This is a genomic window from Pantoea dispersa (genome assembly GCF_019890955.1).
Taxonomy (GTDB): Bacteria; Pseudomonadota; Gammaproteobacteria; order Enterobacterales; family Enterobacteriaceae; genus Pantoea; species Pantoea dispersa.
Map to the genome: position 1 here is coordinate 798394 of NZ_CP082346.1, position 19512 is coordinate 817905.

Genomic DNA, 19512 nt, shown 5'->3' on the forward strand with positions numbered 1-19512 from the left:
CCGTTATTATCACCTTCCCTGTCAATCCTTCCTGCCATTTATTCAATTCGTGATCGCTATCACTCTGAAATTATCCCGGCCGAAACAGCAAATTCAAACCGTTTATTAACAAAAGCTATCTGCTTAATTCAGCAGCGAAAGCGCATCGGCAGCGAAAAAAACATTTCTTAAATCTGTGGTTTAGTGTTGCACCTGCCCGCTAATGACCAATATTTCTTTTATGATTTTCTGGCTATCTATAATAAAAATTTAAGCATAAGGCGTTAGGTGAGCGATATGTAGGCTATCGGTTTTTTGACGCTTTCTGGAATCCCGCTTTAAGCAGTGCAATATCCCATCTTAAGGACAAAGCCAGAATTTATACCAATGACGTATAATTTATTGCTTACCAATCAATTGATTATGTATTTTATTTTTTGTCAAGGCCGCCAATCAAAAATCCTGAACCTAAGAATTATCTGATCTTTATATGAAACATGCAGTGAAAATGAAGCTTTATTGATTGGTTTAAACGATTAAAGTTCACGCTGTTGTTCACTGAAATCTATTTTTCAAAATGTAAGTTGTAAGTTAACCTTCAGTTAAGGTGTTAAGTTTTATCGATGTTTCCCTTACGAATCACATGAGAAAAGCTGACGGTTTAACGCGCTATCAGCCAGTGTAAGGATCGTAAAATGCGCTGCAAATCCGACTACATTCTGATGCTGGAGCCGGTTCACGCTATTTCCGGTGAAGTGGTGGCATGGGAATTGTTGACGCGTTTCGCAGATGATGCAGATACCAATAATAAGCGTAACCCTGACAGGGATGCAGGGTTCTTCAGTCGGCTTTCTGCTGACGAAAAATGGCAGTTATTCCTCCACCAGGTCGAAAAACTTATTCAGCTTTACCATGCGGGGTTTGAGCAGGTCATCAGCGTTAATGTAGACAGAGATATTGTTTCAGGCATTTTTAAAGATGCTGAAATACAAAGAAAACTGGCCGCGCTGACGCGATTACGGCTGGAAATCTCTGCCTTCTTCACCGCACGTTTTAATAGTGCCGACCTGCTGATCCTGAAAGGCGTAGCCAAAATCACGCCGGCCCCGTTATGGCTCGATGACTTTGGTCCGGGTTATTCCAACCTGACCATGCTCGATAGCGGAATATTCGACATCGTCAAGATTGATAAAAATTTTTTTTGGCAATTTGGCGAAGATCGCACTTTCGACATTCTGCTCGACCACCTCAATCAATTATGTCGCGGCGTGATTATTGAGGGCGTTGAACATCAACGTCAGGTTGATTTGCTGTCGCAAAAATCAATTTACGGCATGCAAGGCTACCACTGGAAGAGCGTCTATCTCACTGATTTGTTGGCGCAAGTCTGAAAAAAGTTCGACAGAGCTGTTTTTCGCACGGGCGGCAAATAACGACTCAGCGCGTTTTCACTGTGCCTCTGGCAGATGAAACCGGCCTGGAGAGGATGTGAGTAATTCATTGAATTATTCGCGAAGAATACCGGTGTCTGGCGATACCGGGCGTTTTTATGGATGCCATTAAGCTTATAACTGCGCGGGATATCGATAAAATGAACAATATCTCTGTAACGCCTAAAGGCGGAACGATTGCTACTGAAGTGAGCGGTAATCAGGTTAATTTGACTGCTCCCAGTGTGGTTAAGCTCAACCTTAATCAGGCTGATATTAAGTCTTTCACACGCAATGGTAGTGATTTAGTGGTCACCACTAAATCCGGTGAAGTCGTTGTTATTCATAAATTCTACGATGCTAACGGCGACAGCGATCTGGTGCTGCAGGACGACAAAGGCGCGCTGTGGTGGGTGGAAGATCCCGGCACAGAAGGCTTCCAGTTTGTCTCTATCGACAGCACGGAAGGGCTGTTAGCGGAAAACGTCACGGGTGACGGAACACTAACCGCCTTTGGTATCGCCGGCGCCGCGCTGGCCGGTATCGGTGCGCTGATCGCCGGTAACAACGGCGGTGGCGGCGGCGGCGGTGGGGATAACGGCGGCGGCGACAATGGCGGCGGCGGTGATACCACGGCACCAGCGGCGGTCAGCGATCTGCTGATCACGGATAACGCGGGCAGCGTGCAGGGCGCTATCACGGGCGGCACCAGCACCGATGACAACACGCCTACGCTGAGCGGCACGGCCGAAGCGGGGACCATTGTCAGTATTTACGACGGCACCACGCTGCTGGGAACGGTCACCGTCGGTGCCGATGGCCGCTGGAGCTTCACGACACCCGCCCTGGGTGAAGGGCAGCACAGCCTGACGGTTACCGTCACCGATGCTGCCGGCAACACCAGTCCGGCCACCAGCCCGGTTGATTTCACTGTCGATACGCAGCCACCGGCAGTGGCCACGGACGTGTCCCTGACCAACAACAGCGGCGGCAGCACCACGCCGGTACCAAACGGATCGAGCAGCGATGATAACACGCCGACCCTGAGCGGCCGTGGTGAAGCGGGCGCTGTCGTCAGCGTTTACGATGGTCAGACGCTGCTCGGCACGGCGCTGGTGGGCGCGAACGGCAACTGGAGTTTTACCACGCCAACGCTGAGCAATGGCAGCCACAGCCTGACCGTGACGCTGACGGACGCTGCCGGCAACGTCAGCGCTGCGTCCTCTCCGTTTGTGGTGACGATTCAGGCGGGCCTGCCGTCAACCAGCAGTTCGCTGCAAATTACCGACGATAGCGATGCCACGCTGCGCACGCTGAGCGATGGCGCCAGTACCAAAGACAGCACGCCGGTGCTGAGCGGCCTGGCGAGCGCTAACGCCGTCATCACGCTGTACAACGGCACCACGCTGCTGGGCAGTACTATTGCCGACGGCAGCGGTCAGTGGCGCTTCACTCCCGCCACGCTGGCAGATGGTACTTACGCGTTCCGCGCGGTTGCCACCGACGCCGCCGGTAACGTCACCACCTCCGTCACCCTGACGGTCACCATTGATACCGTGGCGCCCGGTGCGGCAGGCGATCTGCTGCTGACCGGCGACAGCAATGGCACGGTGACGCCGATTGCCGCCGGCGGCAGCAGCAATGACAACACGCTGGTGCTGAGCGGCACGGCAGAGGCCGGTAGCACCGTTACGGTACGCGATGGCAACGTCGTGCTCGGCACGGCTATCGTCGGCAGTAACGGCAGCTGGAGCTTCACCACGCCAGCGCTCAGCGACGGCAATCACAGCCTGACTACCACGGTAACCGACAGCGCCGGCAACACCGGTCCGGCGTCAACTGCTATTGTGGTCACTGTCGATACCACCGCACCGGCGGCGATCGGCGATCTGCAGGTGATCGACAACGTGGGTGCCAGCCAGGGCCCGCTGACGTCGGGCGCTACCACCGATGACAACACACCTACCCTGAGCGGCAGCGGCGAAGCCGGTGCGCTGATCAGCATTTACGACGGCAGCACGCTCCTGGGCAATACCCTTGTCGGGGCCAACGGCAGCTGGAGCTTTACCACGCCAGCGCTCAGCAACGGCAGCCACAGCCTGACCGTTACGCAAACTGATGCGGCGGGCAACGTCAGCAGCGCGACCGCGGAATTTGTGGTCAATGTGGACGCTGCGCTGCCGCCAGCCAGCGCCAGCATTGAGCTGGTGGGCGACAGCGGCAATACCCTTGTCTCACTGCAAAACGGCGCCGTCACCAATGACGACAGCCCGATCCTCGCCGGGCTGACCCGGGCGGGCAGCCTCGTTCGCATCTTTGACGGCGGCGATCTGCTCGGCAGCACCACCGCCGATGGCAATGGGCAGTGGAGCTTTGCCCTGAGCAACCTGAGTGAGGGCGGCCACGCGTTCAGCGCCACCATTACCGACGTTGACGGCAATGTGATTGACACCGTCACCCTGAACATTACGGTTGATACCACGCCACCGGCGGCAGCCAGCGATCTGGCACTGCTGAACGATGCCGGCAGTACCGCACAGCCGGTAACGGGCGGCAGCGCAATCAACGATGCGACACCGCTGCTGAGCGGCACGGCGGAAGCCGGCAGTATCGTCACGATTCGCGACGGCAACACCGTTCTCGGCAGCGTCAGCGTGGGCAGTAACGGCAGCTGGAGCTTCACCATGCCAGCGCTGGGCGAGGGCAATCACAGCCTGAGCACCACGGTGACCGATGCCGCCGGCAACGTCAGCCCGGCATCAACGCCGATCGCCTTTAGCGTTGACACCATTGCGCCTGCCGCCGTCAGCGGCCTGCAGGTGACGGATAACGCGGGCAGCGCCACCGGCGCGCTGGCTTCCGGCCAGACCACCGACGATCGCACGCCAACTCTGAGCGGTTCGGCAGAAGCGGGCGCGGTGGTGCGTATCTATGACGGTACCACGCTGCTCGGTAGCGTTACCGCCGGCAGCAACGGTAGCTGGAGCTTTACGCCAGATGCGCTCACCAACGGGCAGCACAGCCTGACCACCACGGTGACTGACGCGGCCGGCAATGTCAGCCCGGCATCGCCGGTGTTCACGGTCAACATTGAGGCGGGCGTGCCGGCCACCAGCAGCCTGCTGATTGTCACCGATGATAACGGCAGCACGCTGGTCGAACTGGCCAATAACGACAGCACCACCGACAGCACGCCGATTCTCAGCGGCCAGGCCGGGGCGGGCGATCTCGTCACCCTGTACAACGGCAGCACGGTTTTGGGCAGCGTTGTCGCGGGCAGCAACGGACAGTGGAGCTTCACGCCAGCGGCGCTGGCCGACGGCACCTACGCATTCCGCGCCAGCGCCGATAACGGCAGCGGCACGGTGACGGATTCGCCGGTAATCACCATCACCATCGACACCGTCGCGCCCGCGGCACCGACAGGCATCCAGCTGACCAACGATGACGGCGATCCGCTGGGCACAGGCAGCACTAACGTCTCTGCGCCAACCCTGAGCGGCAGCGGCGAAGCTGGCGGTGTAGTGATTATCTCCGATGGCGGTACGGTGATTGGCAGCACCACGGTGGGCAACGATGGCAACTGGAGCTTCACCACGCCGCCCCTCAGCGATGGCAGCCATAGCCTGACCAGCACCGTCACCGATGCGGCCGGCAACACCGGACCGGCGTCAACACCGGTAACCGTCATCGTCGATACGCAGGCACCGGCGGCGGCGGGCAATCTGCAGCTCAGCAATGGCGACGGCACACCGGTTGCCGCAGGCGGCAGCACCAATGACACCACGCCAACCCTGAGCGGTACCGCTGAACCCGGTAGCACGGTGACCGTCAGCGATGGCGATACGGTGCTGGGCACGGCGACGGCAGGCAGCGACGGCAGCTGGAGTTTCACCCCGACCGATCCGCTGAGCGAAGGGCAACATAACCTGACGTCCACCGTTACCGACACGGCGGGCAATACCGGGCCGGGCAGCACTGCGGTGATTGTCATCGTCGATACCAGCGCCCCTGCCGTGGCCAGCGAGCTGCTGCTCAGCAACGACCAGAGCGGCACACCGGTGCCGGTCAGCAATGGCCTCACCAATGACACCACGCCGGTGCTCAGTGGCCGCGCGGAACCGGGCAGCACCGTGACCATTTCCGATGGCGATACGGTACTGGGCACCGCCACCGTCGGCAACGACGGCAGCTGGAGCTTCACCGCACCGGTGCTGGCAGCGGGCGACCATAGCCTGACGGCGACGGTGACCGATACCGCTGGCAATACCAGTGAACCCTCGGCCGCCCTCAGCTTTACCATCGATACCACCACGCCAGCCGCGCCGGGCAATGTACAGCTCAGTGATGATCAGAGCGGCACGCCGGTGCTGATCACCAGCGGTGCCACTAACGACACCACGCCGGTCCTGAGCGGCAGCGGCACCGCCGGCAGCACCATCACCGTCTCGGATGGCAATACCGTGCTGGGCACCACCACCGTCAACGACGACGGCAGCTGGAGCTTCACGCCAGCCACCGCGCTGAGCGAGGGGCCGCACAGCCTGACGGCGACCGAAACCAGTCCGGCTGGCAATACCAGCGCACCTTCTGCTCCGCTGGAGGTGAACATCGATCTCACCGATCCGGCGCCCGCCGCAGACTTGCAACTGGTTAACGATCAGGGCGCAACGCCGCTGCCGATCGCGGCGGATGGCGTCACTAATGACACCACGCCGTTGTTCAGCGGTAGCGCGGAGCCGGGCAGCCTCGTCGCGATTTACGACAATGGCAGCGTGATTGGCTCGGCGCAGGCCGATGCAAACGGCAACTGGAGCTTTACGCCGGATCCGGCACTGGAGGCGGGCACGCATAGCCTGACCACCATTGTCACCGACACGGCGGGCAACAGCGGGCCGGCGTCTGATGCGTTTGATTTCACAATCGATCTCACCACGCCGTCTGCCGCCGTTGATGTCGTGCTGAACAACGATAACGGCGAGACGCCGCAGCCGATTAACAGTGGCACCGCGACCAACGACACCACGCCGCAGCTGAGCGGCACCGCCGATGCCGGCAGTACCGTCACCATCCTCGATGGCAACACGGTACTGGGCAGCGTGCTGGTGGGTGCCGGTGGCACATGGACCTATGCGGTACCGACGCTGAGCCAGGGCGAACATAGCCTGACCACGACGGTTACCAGCCCGGCGGGCAACGTTAGCGCACCGTCCGCGGCAATTGATTTTACCGTGGATACCACGGCACCGGCCGAGCCGACCGGCCTGCTGCTGGTGAACGATGAGGTTGATCCGGCCGTACCGGTGGCCTCTGGCGGGGCGACCAACGACACCACACCAGTGTTGAGCGGTAGCGCCGAGCCTGACAGCGTAGTGATCGTGCGCGACAACGGCGTGATCATCGGCTCGGCTACCGCCGGCAATGACGGCAGCTGGCGCTTCACGCCAGATACCGCCCTGGAAGCGGGCAGTCACAGCCTGACGGCCAGTGTCACCGATCCGGCAGGCAACGTCGGGCCGGAGTCCGCGCCGTACACCTTTACCGTCGATCTCACGCCACCGGCAGCGCCAGTGGATGTGGTGCTGAGCAATAACGATGGCAGCACGCTGGTGGCGATTGCCGCCAATGGCGCGACTAACGACACCACGCCGCAGCTCTCCGGCAGCGCCACGGCCGGCAGCATCATCACTGTCTACGATGGCGACAGCACGACGCCGATCGGTTCGGTGACCGTGGGCGCCGATGGCAGCTGGCAGTTTGTTACCGGTACGCTGGACGAGGGCGATCACAGCCTGACGGTAACGGTGACTGATGCGGCGGGTAACGTCAGCGATCCTTCCGCGCCAATTAGCTTTACCGTGGATACCACGGCGCCGGACGCGGTCGTCGATCTGCTGCTGGTGAACAACAATGTCGATCCGGCCACGCCAATCACCTCAGGCAGCAACACCAATGACAGCACGCCGCTGCTCAGCGGAACGGCGGAGCCGAACAGCACCATCATCGTCTATGACGGACAGACGCCGATTGGCACGGCGACGGCAGATAACGATGGCGCATGGACCTTCTCACCTGAACTGACCGACGGCTCGCACAGCCTCAGCGTGACGGTCACCGACGTCGCCGGCAATGTCAGCGCACCGAGCGCCAGCGTGGCGATCACCGTCGATACCGTAGCACCGTCGGCGGTTACCCAGTTGAGCGTCGCCAGCGACAATGGCAACGGCGATCCGGTCACCATCCCGAACGGCGGCTTAACCAGTGACAACACGCCGGTGCTGAGCGGCAGCGGCGATCCGGGCAGCCTGATTGTGATTACCTCGCAGGACGGTCCGGTGGGCAGCGTCACTGTGGGCAGCAGCGGCAGCTGGAGCTTCACGCCGGCCAGCGCGCTGAGTGACGGCAGCTACACCTTAACCGTTGTGGCGCGCGACGCGGCGGGCAATGTCAGCGCGCCGGTCACGGCACAGCTGGTGATTGACGCCACCGCACCGGATCAGGTGACGGAAATCAGTCTCTCCAATGACAACGGCAGTGCGCTGGTGGATATTCCGTCGGGATCGACCACCAGCGATACCACGCCGCTGCTGGCGGGCGTTGCTGAACCGGGTAGCACGGTGAATATTCTGGATAATGGCGCGCCGATTGGTACGGCGATTGCGGGCAGTGACGGCGCGTGGAGTTTCAACGTGCCAACCCTCACCAACGCGGCGCACAGCCTGACGGTGACGGTCACCGATGCGGCCGGTAACACCGGACCGGCGTCGGCACCGATTACCTTTACCGTGGATAGCCAGGCTCCGGCCCAGGCCACGCTGGAAGTGAATAACGACAACGGCACCGATCTGGTACTGGTGCCCGATGGCACCTTTACCAATGACAACACGCCACGCCTGAGCGGTACGGCGGAGGCTGGCAGCCTGGTGACCATTTACGATGGCAATGTGGTGCTGGGTTCGACCACCGCCAATGCGGACGGCGAATGGGTGTTCCTGTCGCCCGTGCTCACCGATGGTCAGCACACCCTGACGGCCACGGTGACGGACAGCCTCGGCAACGTCAGTGCGCCGTCTTCCAGCTTTACCGTTCAGGTTGATGCTACGCCGCCGCAGCCGGTCAGCGCCGTGCTGCTGCAGAATGACAACGATCCGGATAACCTTGTCACCATCGCCAACGGTGGCGCCACCAACGACAACACGCCGCTGCTGAGCGGCAGCGGTGAGCCAGGTGGTCTCGTCAACGTGTACAACGGCAACGTGCTGGTGGGGTCGGCGACGGTGGACAGCGAAGGCAACTGGAGCCTGAACACCTTGCCGCTGGATAACGGCAGCTACACGCTGACGGTCGTCGTCAGTGACAACGCGGGTAACGTCAGTGATCCGGTGAGCATTGGCGTGACGGTTAACACCGTCGGGCCGGATCCGGTGCTGTCGTTTGAGGTCAACGCCAATAACGGTCCGACCGCTCTGCCGCTGGTGGATGGCAGCTTTACCAACGATACCACGCCGGTACTGAGCGGAACGGCGCAGGCCGGTGCCATCATCAATCTGCTGCAGGACGATACGGTGATTGGCTCGGTGGTGGCCGATGCCAATGGCGTATGGCGCTTTGAAACCAGCGCGCTGCAGGATGGCAGCTACGCTTTCTCGGTGCAGGTGGTGGATGCCGCTGGCAACGTCAGCGAGCCGGTGGGTCCGGTGAATGTCACCGTCGATACGCTGGCGCCAGCAGCGGTTCCTGACCTGGTGGTCGCCGACAACGTGGGTGGCACGACGGGCCCGCTGGATGACGGCGCGTCGACTGATGACAACACGCCAACCCTGAGCGGCACGGCAGAAGCCGGCAGCACGGTGAGCATCTACGATGGCACCACGCTGCTGGGCACTGCACTGGCCGGCTCGGGCGGGGCCTGGAGCTTTACGACCGCGGCGCTCAACAACGGACCTCACAGCTTCACCGTGACCGTGACCGATGCGGCGGGCAACGTCAGCACGGCGACGCCGGCGTTCAGCCTTAACGTGCAGGCCGATCTGCCGCCAGCCACCTCGACGCTGCAAATCACTGACGACACGGGCACGACGCTGGTGACGCTGGCAGACGGCGCGGTAACCCGCGACACCACGCCAACGCTCAGCGGCTCTGCCGAAGCCGGTCAACTCATCCGTATCTATGATGATGCCACGGATACGGTGATCGGCAGCGTTACGGCGGGTGCTAACGGCCAGTGGAGCTATGAGCTCGACCTGGATGACGGCAGCTACGCTTACTACATCACCGCGCAAAACCCCGGCGGTGATGAGGGGGCGCCATCGGCGACCCTCGGCTTCACCGTGGATACCACCGAGCCGGCGGTGGCCGCTGATGTGGTGATCAGCAACGATCGCAGCGGCACGGCGGTGCCGATTAGCGACGGCAGCGTCATCAATGACAACACGCCGGTACTCAGCGGCAGCGCCGAAGTGGGCAGCCTGGTCACGGTGTACGATGGCAACACCGCCATCGCGTCGGTGGTGGTGGGCGCAGGGGGAAGCTGGACGCTGACCACGCCTGCATTGAGCGAAGGGACGCACGCGCTGAGCGTGGGCGTCAGCGATGCAGCAGGTAACAGCAGCGACCGCACCCCGGCGCTTAGCTTCACTGTGGACAGCATCGCACCGAACGCTTCGACGCTGGTCATCACCAACGATGATACCGCGCAGCCGGTGCTTAACGGCGGCTACAGCAGCGATGCCACGCCAACCCTGAGCGGCGTAGCGGAAGCGGGCAGCACGGTCACCATCCTCAACAATGGTGATGTGCTGACCACGCTGACCGTGCCGTCCGGCGGCAACTGGAGCTACACGCCAGCGACAGCGCTGATTGAAGGTTCGCACACTCTGAGCGTTTCGGTGACCGATGCGGCGGGCAACGTCAGCACCAGCACCAGCGCGACGGTGATCGTTGATACCCTGGCGCCGGACGATCTGACGCTCACGGCCAGCAACAACAACGGCAGCACGCCGGTGACGATTGCTGACGGCGATACCACTAATGACAACACGCCGCTGTTACGCGGTGTAGCTGAGGCAGGCAGCGTGGTAACCATTCGTCTGGATGGCGATGTGGTGGCCTCGCTGACGGTGGGCAGCAGCGGCAACTGGAGTTACACCTCTGCGGCACTGAGCGACGGCAGCCATACTTTCAGCGTCACGGAAACGGACGCGGCGGGTAACACCGGCGAGGCGCTCAGCGTGACGCTGATCGTTGATGCGACGCCACCGCTGGTGGCCACCAACCTGACCATCACTAACGATGTGACCGGCGTCAGCATACCGGCTGGCGGCGCGACTAACGACACCACGCCAACGCTGAGCGGCAGCGCCGAGGCCAACACCACGGTTAGCGTTTATGACGGCAATACGCTGCTGGGCACGGCGCTCGTGAACGGCAGCGGCGCATGGAGCTTTGTCTCACCGACGCTGGGTAACGGCGCGCATGCGCTGAGCGTGGCGGTCACCGATGCGGCGGGCAATACCGGCCCGCGCACCACGCCGGTGACTATCACCGTCGATACCGTTGCGCCGGGCGCGGCCACGCTGGTGGTCACCAACGACGTCAGCGGCAGCGTCATCCCGAATGGCGGCGTCACCAGCGATACCACGCCGGTGCTGAGCGGCCGGGCGGAGGCGGGCAGCATTGTCACCGTGCTGGATGGCACTACGCTGGTCGGCTCCGTGCAGGTGGGCAGTGACGGCAACTGGACGCTGACGCCAGCCACGGCGCTGAGCGAAACGCTTCATACGCTCAACGTCACGGTCACCGATGCGGCCGGTAACGTCAGTGCCACCACCAGCGCCACGCTGGTGATCGACACCACGCCGCCAGTGGCTATCACCGGGCTGGCAGCGGTGAACAACAACGGCAGCACGCCGGTGGCGATTGCGGCGGGTGGCGTCACTAATGACAGCACGCCACGCCTGAGCGGCACGGCGGAAGCCAACAGCATCGTGACCATCCGCGATGGTGATACGGTGCTGGGTTCGGTAACCGCCGCCAGCAACGGCAGCTGGAGCTTCGTCACTGGCACCTTGTCTGACGGTTTACACTCCTTCAGCGTGACGGCCACCGATGCGGCAGGCAATACCGGTCCCGCAGCGTCCCTTGCGCTGACCGTCGACACCGCACCGCCGCTGGCGGCAACCGGGCTGACGCTGACCAACGACGTCACCGGTGTGGCTATCGTCAATAACGGAGTCACCAACGACAGCACGCCGACGCTGCAGGGCACGGCGGAAGCGAACGCGATTGTAACGGTTTACGATGGCAACACGCTGCTCGGAACGGTGCAGGCTAACGCCAGCGGCAGCTGGAGCTTCGTCTCGCCGACGCTGAGCAATGCCGCCCACGCACTGAGCGTGACGGTGACCGACAGCGCGGGCAACGTCAGTCCCCGTTCCGAGGTGATTAACCTCACCGTGGATACGGTGGCGCCAGCGAACACCAGTCTCACCATTATTAATGATGCGACCGGTGCCACCATCGTCAACGGCGGCGCGACCAACGACACCACGCCAACGCTGCGCGGCAGCGTCAGCGCGGCGGAGGCCGGGGCACGCGTCACCATTCTGGACAACGGCCTGGCACTGGGCACGGCGATTGTGCAGGCGGACGGCAGCTGGAGCTTCACGCCTCTGGCGGCGCTGAGCGCCGGTCCGCACCCGATCACGGTGACGGTAACGGATGCCGCAGGTAACGTCAGCGGCACCACCGCGGCCACGGTGATCATCGATACCACGGCACCGGCGGCCATCACCAATCTGCTGGCGCTCAACAACAACGGCAGCACGGCGGTGACCATTCCGAATAATGGCGTCACCAACGACAGCACGCCGCTGCTGAGCGGCAACGGCGAGGCGGGCGCGCGCATCACGGTGTACGACGGCACTACATTGCTGGGCACCACCACGGTGGGCAGCAACGGCAGCTGGAGCTTCGTGGTGGGCAACGCGCTGAGCAACGGCAGCCACACGCTGAACGTGACGCAGACCGACCCGGCGGGCAACGTCAGCCCGCAGGTGTCGACCACGCTGATCGTCGATACCGTGGTGCCGGTCGCCAGTACGCTGACCATCATTGATGACATCAGCGGTACGCCGGTGACGCTGGCGAACGGCGCCTTTACGCGCGATACCACGCCAACGCTGCGCGGCACCACGGAAGCGGGTGCGGTGGTCACCATCTACGACGGTGCCAGCGCCATTGGTTCTGTGACCGCGGGGAGTGATGGCAGCTGGAGCTTCACCACCGCCACGCTGGCGAACGGCGCGCACACGCTGAGCACCACGGTGACCGATGCGGCGGGTAACGTCAGCACCGGCAACATCACGGCGACGGTGAATGTCGATACCCTGCCTCCGGCGGCGGTAAGCGGGCTGGCGATCAACAGCGCCGGTACCCTTGTCACCGGTAGCGGTGAAGTCGGAGCCACGGTGACGGTGCGCGATGCCAGCGGCAACGCGCTCGGCACCACCACGGTCGGCAGCGGCGGCAACTGGTCGGTGACGCTCACCACCGCGCAAATCACCGGTGCGCCGCTCTCGGTGATTCAGACGGATCGCGCCGGTAACGTCTCGCCGGGGGCCTCGCTGACCGGTGCGATTCGCATCGTGGCGACCAACGACAGCAACGAGGTGGATTACACCAGTACGCAGGCAACGGTGAACAACGGTACGGTCAACTCGTCGCACACCGCGCTGCTGACCGTGGGGCTGGGTACGGTGCTCAATGCCAGCGTACTGAACAACGGTAATGCTTACCTGTTCAGCGTGGGTAACGATGACAGCCGTACCGTGACGCTCAACGGTTCGGTGACCAGTCTCGGCGTGGCCGCCAACTATTCGTTAAACCTGTACGAACAGCAGGCGAACGGCTCGTGGCAGTTGATCAGTATTAAGACCAACTACATTAACGCGCTGCTGACGATCGGTACGCTGAAAGGGGCAAACGTCACCTACACCGGACTGGGGACCGGCAACTATGCGGTGGTGGTCGCAGCCACCACCAACATTAGCGTGTTGCCAACCACCACGGTAAGCACGGTGTCGGATTTCACCACGCTGGCGGTCACCACCGCCGCGACGGTCACCGGTAACCTGCTGACCAACGACACCAGCTCCATCGCCGGGACGATTCCGTCCGGCACGGCGGTGGCGTCCGTGGGCAGCAGCGCGGTGGCGTCCAGCGGCAATACGGTGATCAACACCACCTACGGTACGCTGACCATTGATGCGAAGGGTAACTACACCTACACGCTGAAGGCCGGGCTGGATATCGATACCCTGCCATCCGCAGACACCTTCACCTACTCGGTGCGGGATGCCAGCGGTGCAGTGACCTCGGCGACGCTGACGGTGACGTTGCATAACGGTGCGGCCACCGCGCTGTTCGCCACCACCAGTCTGGCGGCGGAAACCACCACCAGCAGCGAGCATGATGCCAGCGGCAGCATCTGGGGAGACAGCAATGTCAGCCACAGCGGCACGCTGAGCATCCTCAATGAGCACGGCGATCTCACCACCGTGAGCAGCGTGGGCAGCACGGCGGTGGCCGGGGACTTTGGTGTACTGACCATCGCCGCCAACGGTAGCTATACCTATACCCTGAACGCGGATGTGAATATCCAGAACATCACGCATAAGGAGGTGTTTACCTACACCCTTGCGTCGTCCGACGGCACCATCACCAGCAACACCTTTACCATTGAGCTTCACCCGACCATCACGGGCAGCGCCGCGGCTGACAGCCTCACCAGCAGCGCCTACGACGACACCATTACCAGCGGTGCCGGCGCAGATACGCTGGTTTACCACCTGCTGAGCAGCGCAGATGCCACCGGCGGCAACGGTCACGACACCTGGACCGACTTCAGCGTCGCGCAGGGTGACAAGATCGACGTCAGCAGTCTGCTGATCGGCTGGAATGATTCCACCAGTAATATCAATGATTTTGTGAAAGTGGATCATACCGCGGACGGCAATACGGTGTTGTCAATTGACCGTGACGGCAGCGGCACGGGGTACAGCAGTACGCAGCTGATTACCCTGGAAGGCGTAAACGTCTCACTGGAGGAGTTGCTGCAGCAACCGCATCAAAACCACACGGCTTAGTGGGTGTAACGCAGGGAAGCATAACGGGCACAGGGAGGTGCCCCTTTCTCTCTTTTACTGGTGAACAATCGATGGATCTGATGCAATCAGGCGCAACAACTCGCCGTACCTGTAAGCTCAGCGCCCTGTGTGCTGGCATTGTGTTTTTTCACAGTTCTCATCTTATGGCTGCCAGTGATGCCGTGACGCAGGCGGGGCGCATAACCTCAGCCGGTCTGGCGCAGCAGCAGGATCTTCCCTCCTTAACCGGTCAGGTGGCCGAACCCGCGCTGGCTAACGTGCCGGACACCTTAACCCTTAACCAGGCCGTACAGCGCGCCATCCAGTGGCATCCGGACATCGCCCAGGCAATTGGCAAAATGCTGGAGCAGGCCAGCCAGGTCGATGTGGCGCAGGCCAAATACTATCCGCAAATCAGCGCCGGCATGAACAACGGCTACAGCAACGCCTACAGCGAGAAAGGCTTCAGCCCGTCATTTGTGCTGTCGGTTTCGCAGATGCTGTATGACTTTGGTAAAGTCAGCAGTTCGGTGCGCTCCGCCGAAGCCGGAGTGGCGCAGGAGCAGGCCAGCGTGCTGGTGAGTATTGATACCGTCGCGCACGACACCGCCGCCGCGCTGGTACAGGTGCAGGGCTATCAGCAGCTGGTGAAGATCGCCCAGGATCAGCTGACGGCGCTGAGTAAGATTGGCGATCTGGCGCGTCAGCGCAATGAAGAGGGGGCGGCATCGCTCTCGGACGCCACCCAGACCGACGCGCGTATCGAAGGCGCGCGCACCACGCTGACCCAGTATCAGGCCAGCCTCAACCGCTGGCGTGCCACGCTGGCCAGCTATCTCGGCTGGCCACTGGTGAAAAAGGTCAGCGATGCGTTTCCGCCCAGCCTGACGCGCGCCTGCGCGGTGGGCAAAGCCGACGACAAATCCAATCCGGCGGTGCTGGCGGCATGGGCGCAGGCGCGGCAGGCGCAGGCTAAACTGGATAACGCCAACGCGCAGAATTTACCCACTATTTCGCTGGAACCGCAGGTCACGCATTACCTCAACAATCACTATTCCGGCAGCGAAACGCTCGACCGCACCCAGTATTCCGCGTTCGTCAAAGTTGAGATGCCGCTGTATCAGGGCGGCGGCATTACCGCGGCGCGCGATGCGGCGGCCAGCGCGCTGCAGGCGGCCAATGCGGCGTTGAACTCGGCGCGCCTCAAAGCGCAGCAGCAGCTCAGCGAATCGCAAACCGAAGCGCTGAGCCTGTCGCAGAGCCTGGCGATCATGTCGCGTCAGCAGACGCTGGGCGAGAAGACGCAGCAGCTGTATCAGGACCAGTATCTGCAGCTCGGCACCCGTCCGCTGCTGGACGTGCTCAACGCCGAACAGGAAGTGTTTCAGACGCGCTTCGCCATGCAGCAAACCATCAGTCAGTTACGTTCACTGCAGCTCGACTGCTTATACAGCACCGGGCAGATGCGGTCAGCGTTTGCGCTGAATAACCAGCGCATCCAGTCCGTGGAGATCCAGCCATGACGCAATTACAGATTCCGGACGCCCCCAATGGCAATCCCGCCAGCGCCGCCGGTGGCGAGGTGCCGCTGCACGGCTGGGCCACCGCCATTATTCTCATCGCGACCCATTATCGCCTGCCGTGCTCGCCGGGCATGATCATGGCTGCCAGCGAATGGCAGGGCAAACAGTCACGTGATAAAGCGCTGCGCCATCTGGCGCGTCAGGCCGGGCTGTCGCTGCAGCTGTATGAAGAGCATCAGTGGGAGATCAGCAGCTGGCGCTTGCCGCTGGCGGTGGAACTGAGCGACGGCCAGGTCGGCGTCATCACCAGCTTTGATGGCGATGACACGGTGCGCGTGCACCTGGCCGGCGATGAACAACCGGCGCCGATCGCGCTGAACACGCTGCTGCCGCAGATCCGCTACGCCGCGGCGCTGCGTCCGGTGACGGCCGCCAAAGATAGCCGTGTCGATCGCTATCTCGCCACGGTCAGGCCCGACTGGCTGCGTCGTCTGGTGCTGCACGACATGCGTCCTTACGGCTACGTGATGCTGGGATCGTTCCTGATCAACCTGCTGGCGCTGGTTGGCATCATCTTCTCGATGCAGGTGTACGATCGGGTGATCCCGGCGCAGTCGTACCCCACGCTGTACGTGCTGTATATCGGGGTGATCCTCTCGGTGGTGTTCACCTATATTCTGCGCGTCGGTCGCGATCACGTCACCGATCTGCTCGGCAAGCGCGCCGATATGCGCGTCTCCGATCGCGTGTTCGGCCACGCGCTGCGGCTGCGTAACAGTGCGGTGCCGCGATCGACCGGTACCTTTATCTCGCAGCTGCGCGAGCTGGAGGCGGTGCGCGAAATGGTGACGTCGACCACGGTGACGGCGATCGTCGATATGCCGTTCTTCCTGCTGTTTATGCTGGTGATGGCGATCATCGCGCCGCAGCTGGCGTGGATCGCGCCGGTGGCGGTGCTGCTGATGATCCTGCCCGGCGTGCTGAGCCAGAAAAAACTGGCGAAGCTGGCGCAGCAAAATCTGAAAGAGTCGACGCTGCGCAACGCGGTGCTGGTGGAGAGCGTGCAGGGGCTGGAAGATATTAAGCTGATGCAGGCGGAGGATCGCTTTCTGCAGCAGTGGAACAGCTATATCCGCATCACCGCGCAGTCGGGCGTCGAGATGCGCAAAGTGATGCATGCGCTGATCAGCTGGGGCGTCACCATTCAGGGACTGGTGTACGCCAGCGTGATCGTGGTCGGGGCGCCGATGGTGATCAACGGCGATATCACCACCGGGGCGATTGTCGCCGCGTCGCTGCTGTCTTCGCGCATGATTGCGCCGATGGCGACGCTGTGTGGCGTGCTGGCGCGCTGGCAGCAGGTAAAAGCGGCGAAGAGCAGCCTTGATGCGCTGATGAATCTGCCGGTGGAGAACAGTAAAGACGAAACGCGCATTCACTGTCCGGTGCTGTTTGGCCACTATCAGTTCACCGATGCCATGTTCCGCTACTACAGCGATTCGCTGACGGTGGCGCTGCGCATCAAGACGCTGACCATCAAGCCGGGTGAGCGCATCGCCGTGCTGGGGCGCAACGGCTCTGGCAAATCCACGCTGCTGCAGGCGATGGCCGGCGGCATGGATCTGGTGGGCGGCGAGCTGCGGCTGGACAACCTCAGCCTGCCGCATATTGATGTCGCGGACGTGCGGCGCAACGTCGGGCTGCTGACGCAAAACGCGCGGCTGTTCCACGGTACGCTGCGGGAAAACCTCACCATGGGCGCGGCGCACGCCACCGACGAAGCGATTTTTGCCGCGCTGACGGTCAGTGGCGGGGCCGATTTTATTCGCCGTCTGCCGCTCGGGCTTGATCATCCGGTAATGGAGGGCGGCGTCGGGCTGTCCGGCGGCCAGCGCCAGTCGCTGCTGCTGGCGCGCATGCTGCTGCGCGATCCTAATATCGTGTTGCTGGATGAGCCGACCGCTTCGCTCGACGATCATACTGAGAAGGATTTTATTGAGCGGCTGGGTGCCTGGCTGAATGGCCGCACGCTGATCGTGGCGACGCACCGCGCGGCGATTCTGTCGCTGGTGGATCGCATACTGGTGCTGAAAGAGGGGCAGCTGGTAATGGACAGCCCGAAAGAGAACGCGCTGCCGGCACCGCGCGCCAGCGGAGCAGCGGGGGAGGGACAGGCATGATGAAACAATTGCCGGCAAAACTGCGGCTGGTGACCGCCGCGGAGGTGGATTCGTCCGACGATCTGCTCGGTGAACTGAAATCGGAAAGCCACTACACCGGCGCAGTGCGGCTGATCGTCATCAGCACCGCGCTGATCGTGGTGGCGCTGGTGTGGGCGTGGTTTGGCATGCTGGATGAGGTCTCAACCGGCACCGGGAAGGTGATCCCCAGTTCGCGCGAGCAGGTGCTGCAGTCGCTGGAGGGCGGCATTCTCACGGAACTGTACGTGCATGAGGGCGATCGCGTGCAGGCCGGGCAGATCGTGGCGAAACTGGATGCCACACGCTCGCAGTCCAGCGTCGGCGAGAGCGCGGCGCGCTACCGGGCCGCGCTGGCAGCGGCCTCGCGCCTGCGTGCGGAAGTGAACGATGATCCGCTCACGTTTCCCGCCGAGCTGAAGGGCTACCCGGATCTTATCGCGGCGGAAACCCGGCTGTATAACACCAAACGCGCCCAGCTCAATGATGCAACCCGGCAGTTTAAGGAGTCGCTGGCGCTGGCTAATCGCGAACTGGCGATCACCCAGCGGCTGGCGAAAACCGGTGCCGCCAGCAGCGTGGAAGTGCTGCGCTTACAGCGCGATAAGTCCGACCTGGAGCTGAAGCTCACCGATATGCGCTCGCAGTATTACGTGCAGGCGCGCGAAGAGCTGGCGAAGGCCAGCGCCGAAGCCGACAGCCTGGCGCAGGTGATTAAAGGACGCGAAGATACCGTAACGCGTCTGACCATCCGCGCGCCGATGCGCGGCATCGTGAAAAACATCAAAGTCTCGACGGTGGGCGGGGTGATTCCGCCCAACGGTGAGTTGATGAACATCGTACCGATGAACGATCGGCTGCTGATTGAAGCGCGCCTGTCGCCGCGCGATATTGCTTTTATCCATCCCGGACAGCGCGCGGTGGTAAAAATCTCCGCTTACGATTACGCCATCTACGGCGGCCTGAACGGCGTGGTGGAAAGCATTTCGCCGGATACCATCCAGGACGAAGTCAAACCGGAGATTTACTACTACCGCGTGTTTATTCGTACTGATAACGACTATGTGCAGAACAAGGCTGGCCGGCGCTTTGCCATCAGCCCGGGCATGGTATCCACCGTGGATATCAAAACCGGCGAGAAGAGCATCATGGATTATCTGGTCAAACCGTTTAACAAGGCCAAAGAGGCGATGCGCGAGCGCTAATTGCGATGCGCGGCAATCTCGGCGATAATCAC

General features: G+C 62.0%; 5 protein-coding genes. All 5 read left to right on the plus strand.

The window, feature by feature from the left end:
• The first annotated feature begins 674 nt into the window (after positions 1-674).
• The 5 genes from K7H94_RS03750 (at position 675) to K7H94_RS03770 (ending at position 19480) form a co-directional block, all read left to right on the plus strand.
• Positions 675-1370 carry an EAL domain-containing protein gene (locus tag K7H94_RS03750; RefSeq protein ID WP_058757107.1) on the plus strand — a complete coding sequence of 232 codons (696 nt, stop codon included), beginning with the start codon at positions 675-677 and terminating at the stop codon, positions 1368-1370.
• 200 nt (positions 1371-1570) lie between these two features.
• Positions 1571-14554 (plus strand): Ig-like domain-containing protein, encoded by a 12984-nt coding sequence (locus K7H94_RS03755; RefSeq protein ID WP_222951675.1) that lies wholly within the window; start codon positions 1571-1573, stop codon positions 14552-14554.
• Positions 14555-14625: 71 nt separating this feature from the next.
• A complete protein-coding gene (locus K7H94_RS03760; RefSeq protein ID WP_222951676.1) occupies positions 14626-16077 on the plus strand; it encodes a TolC family outer membrane protein in 1452 nt (483 codons plus the stop codon).
• On the plus strand, positions 16074-18257 hold the full coding sequence (locus tag K7H94_RS03765; protein ID WP_021506642.1) for a type I secretion system permease/ATPase: 2184 nt from the start codon (positions 16074-16076) through the stop codon (positions 18255-18257). Before K7H94_RS03760 ends, K7H94_RS03765 begins: the two co-directional genes overlap by 4 nt.
• A complete protein-coding gene (locus tag K7H94_RS03770; RefSeq protein WP_369974314.1) occupies positions 18257-19480 on the plus strand; it encodes an HlyD family type I secretion periplasmic adaptor subunit in 1224 nt (407 codons plus the stop codon). Before K7H94_RS03765 ends, K7H94_RS03770 begins: the two co-directional genes overlap by 1 nt.
• Positions 19481-19512 lie beyond the last annotated feature (32 nt).

What these genes read in the sequence shown, in the direction of transcription:
- K7H94_RS03750 (WP_058757107.1), top strand. Translation starts at nt 675, where the DNA reads ATGCGCTGCAAATCCGACTACATTCTGATGCTGGAGCCGGTTCACGCT.
- K7H94_RS03755 (WP_222951675.1), top strand. Translation starts at nt 1,571, where the DNA reads ATGAACAATATCTCTGTAACGCCTAAAGGCGGAACGATTGCTACTGAA.
- K7H94_RS03760 (WP_222951676.1), top strand. Translation starts at nt 14,626, where the DNA reads ATGGATCTGATGCAATCAGGCGCAACAACTCGCCGTACCTGTAAGCTC.
- K7H94_RS03765 (WP_021506642.1), top strand. Translation starts at nt 16,074, where the DNA reads ATGACGCAATTACAGATTCCGGACGCCCCCAATGGCAATCCCGCCAGC.
- K7H94_RS03770 (WP_369974314.1), top strand. Translation starts at nt 18,257, where the DNA reads ATGAAACAATTGCCGGCAAAACTGCGGCTGGTGACCGCCGCGGAGGTG.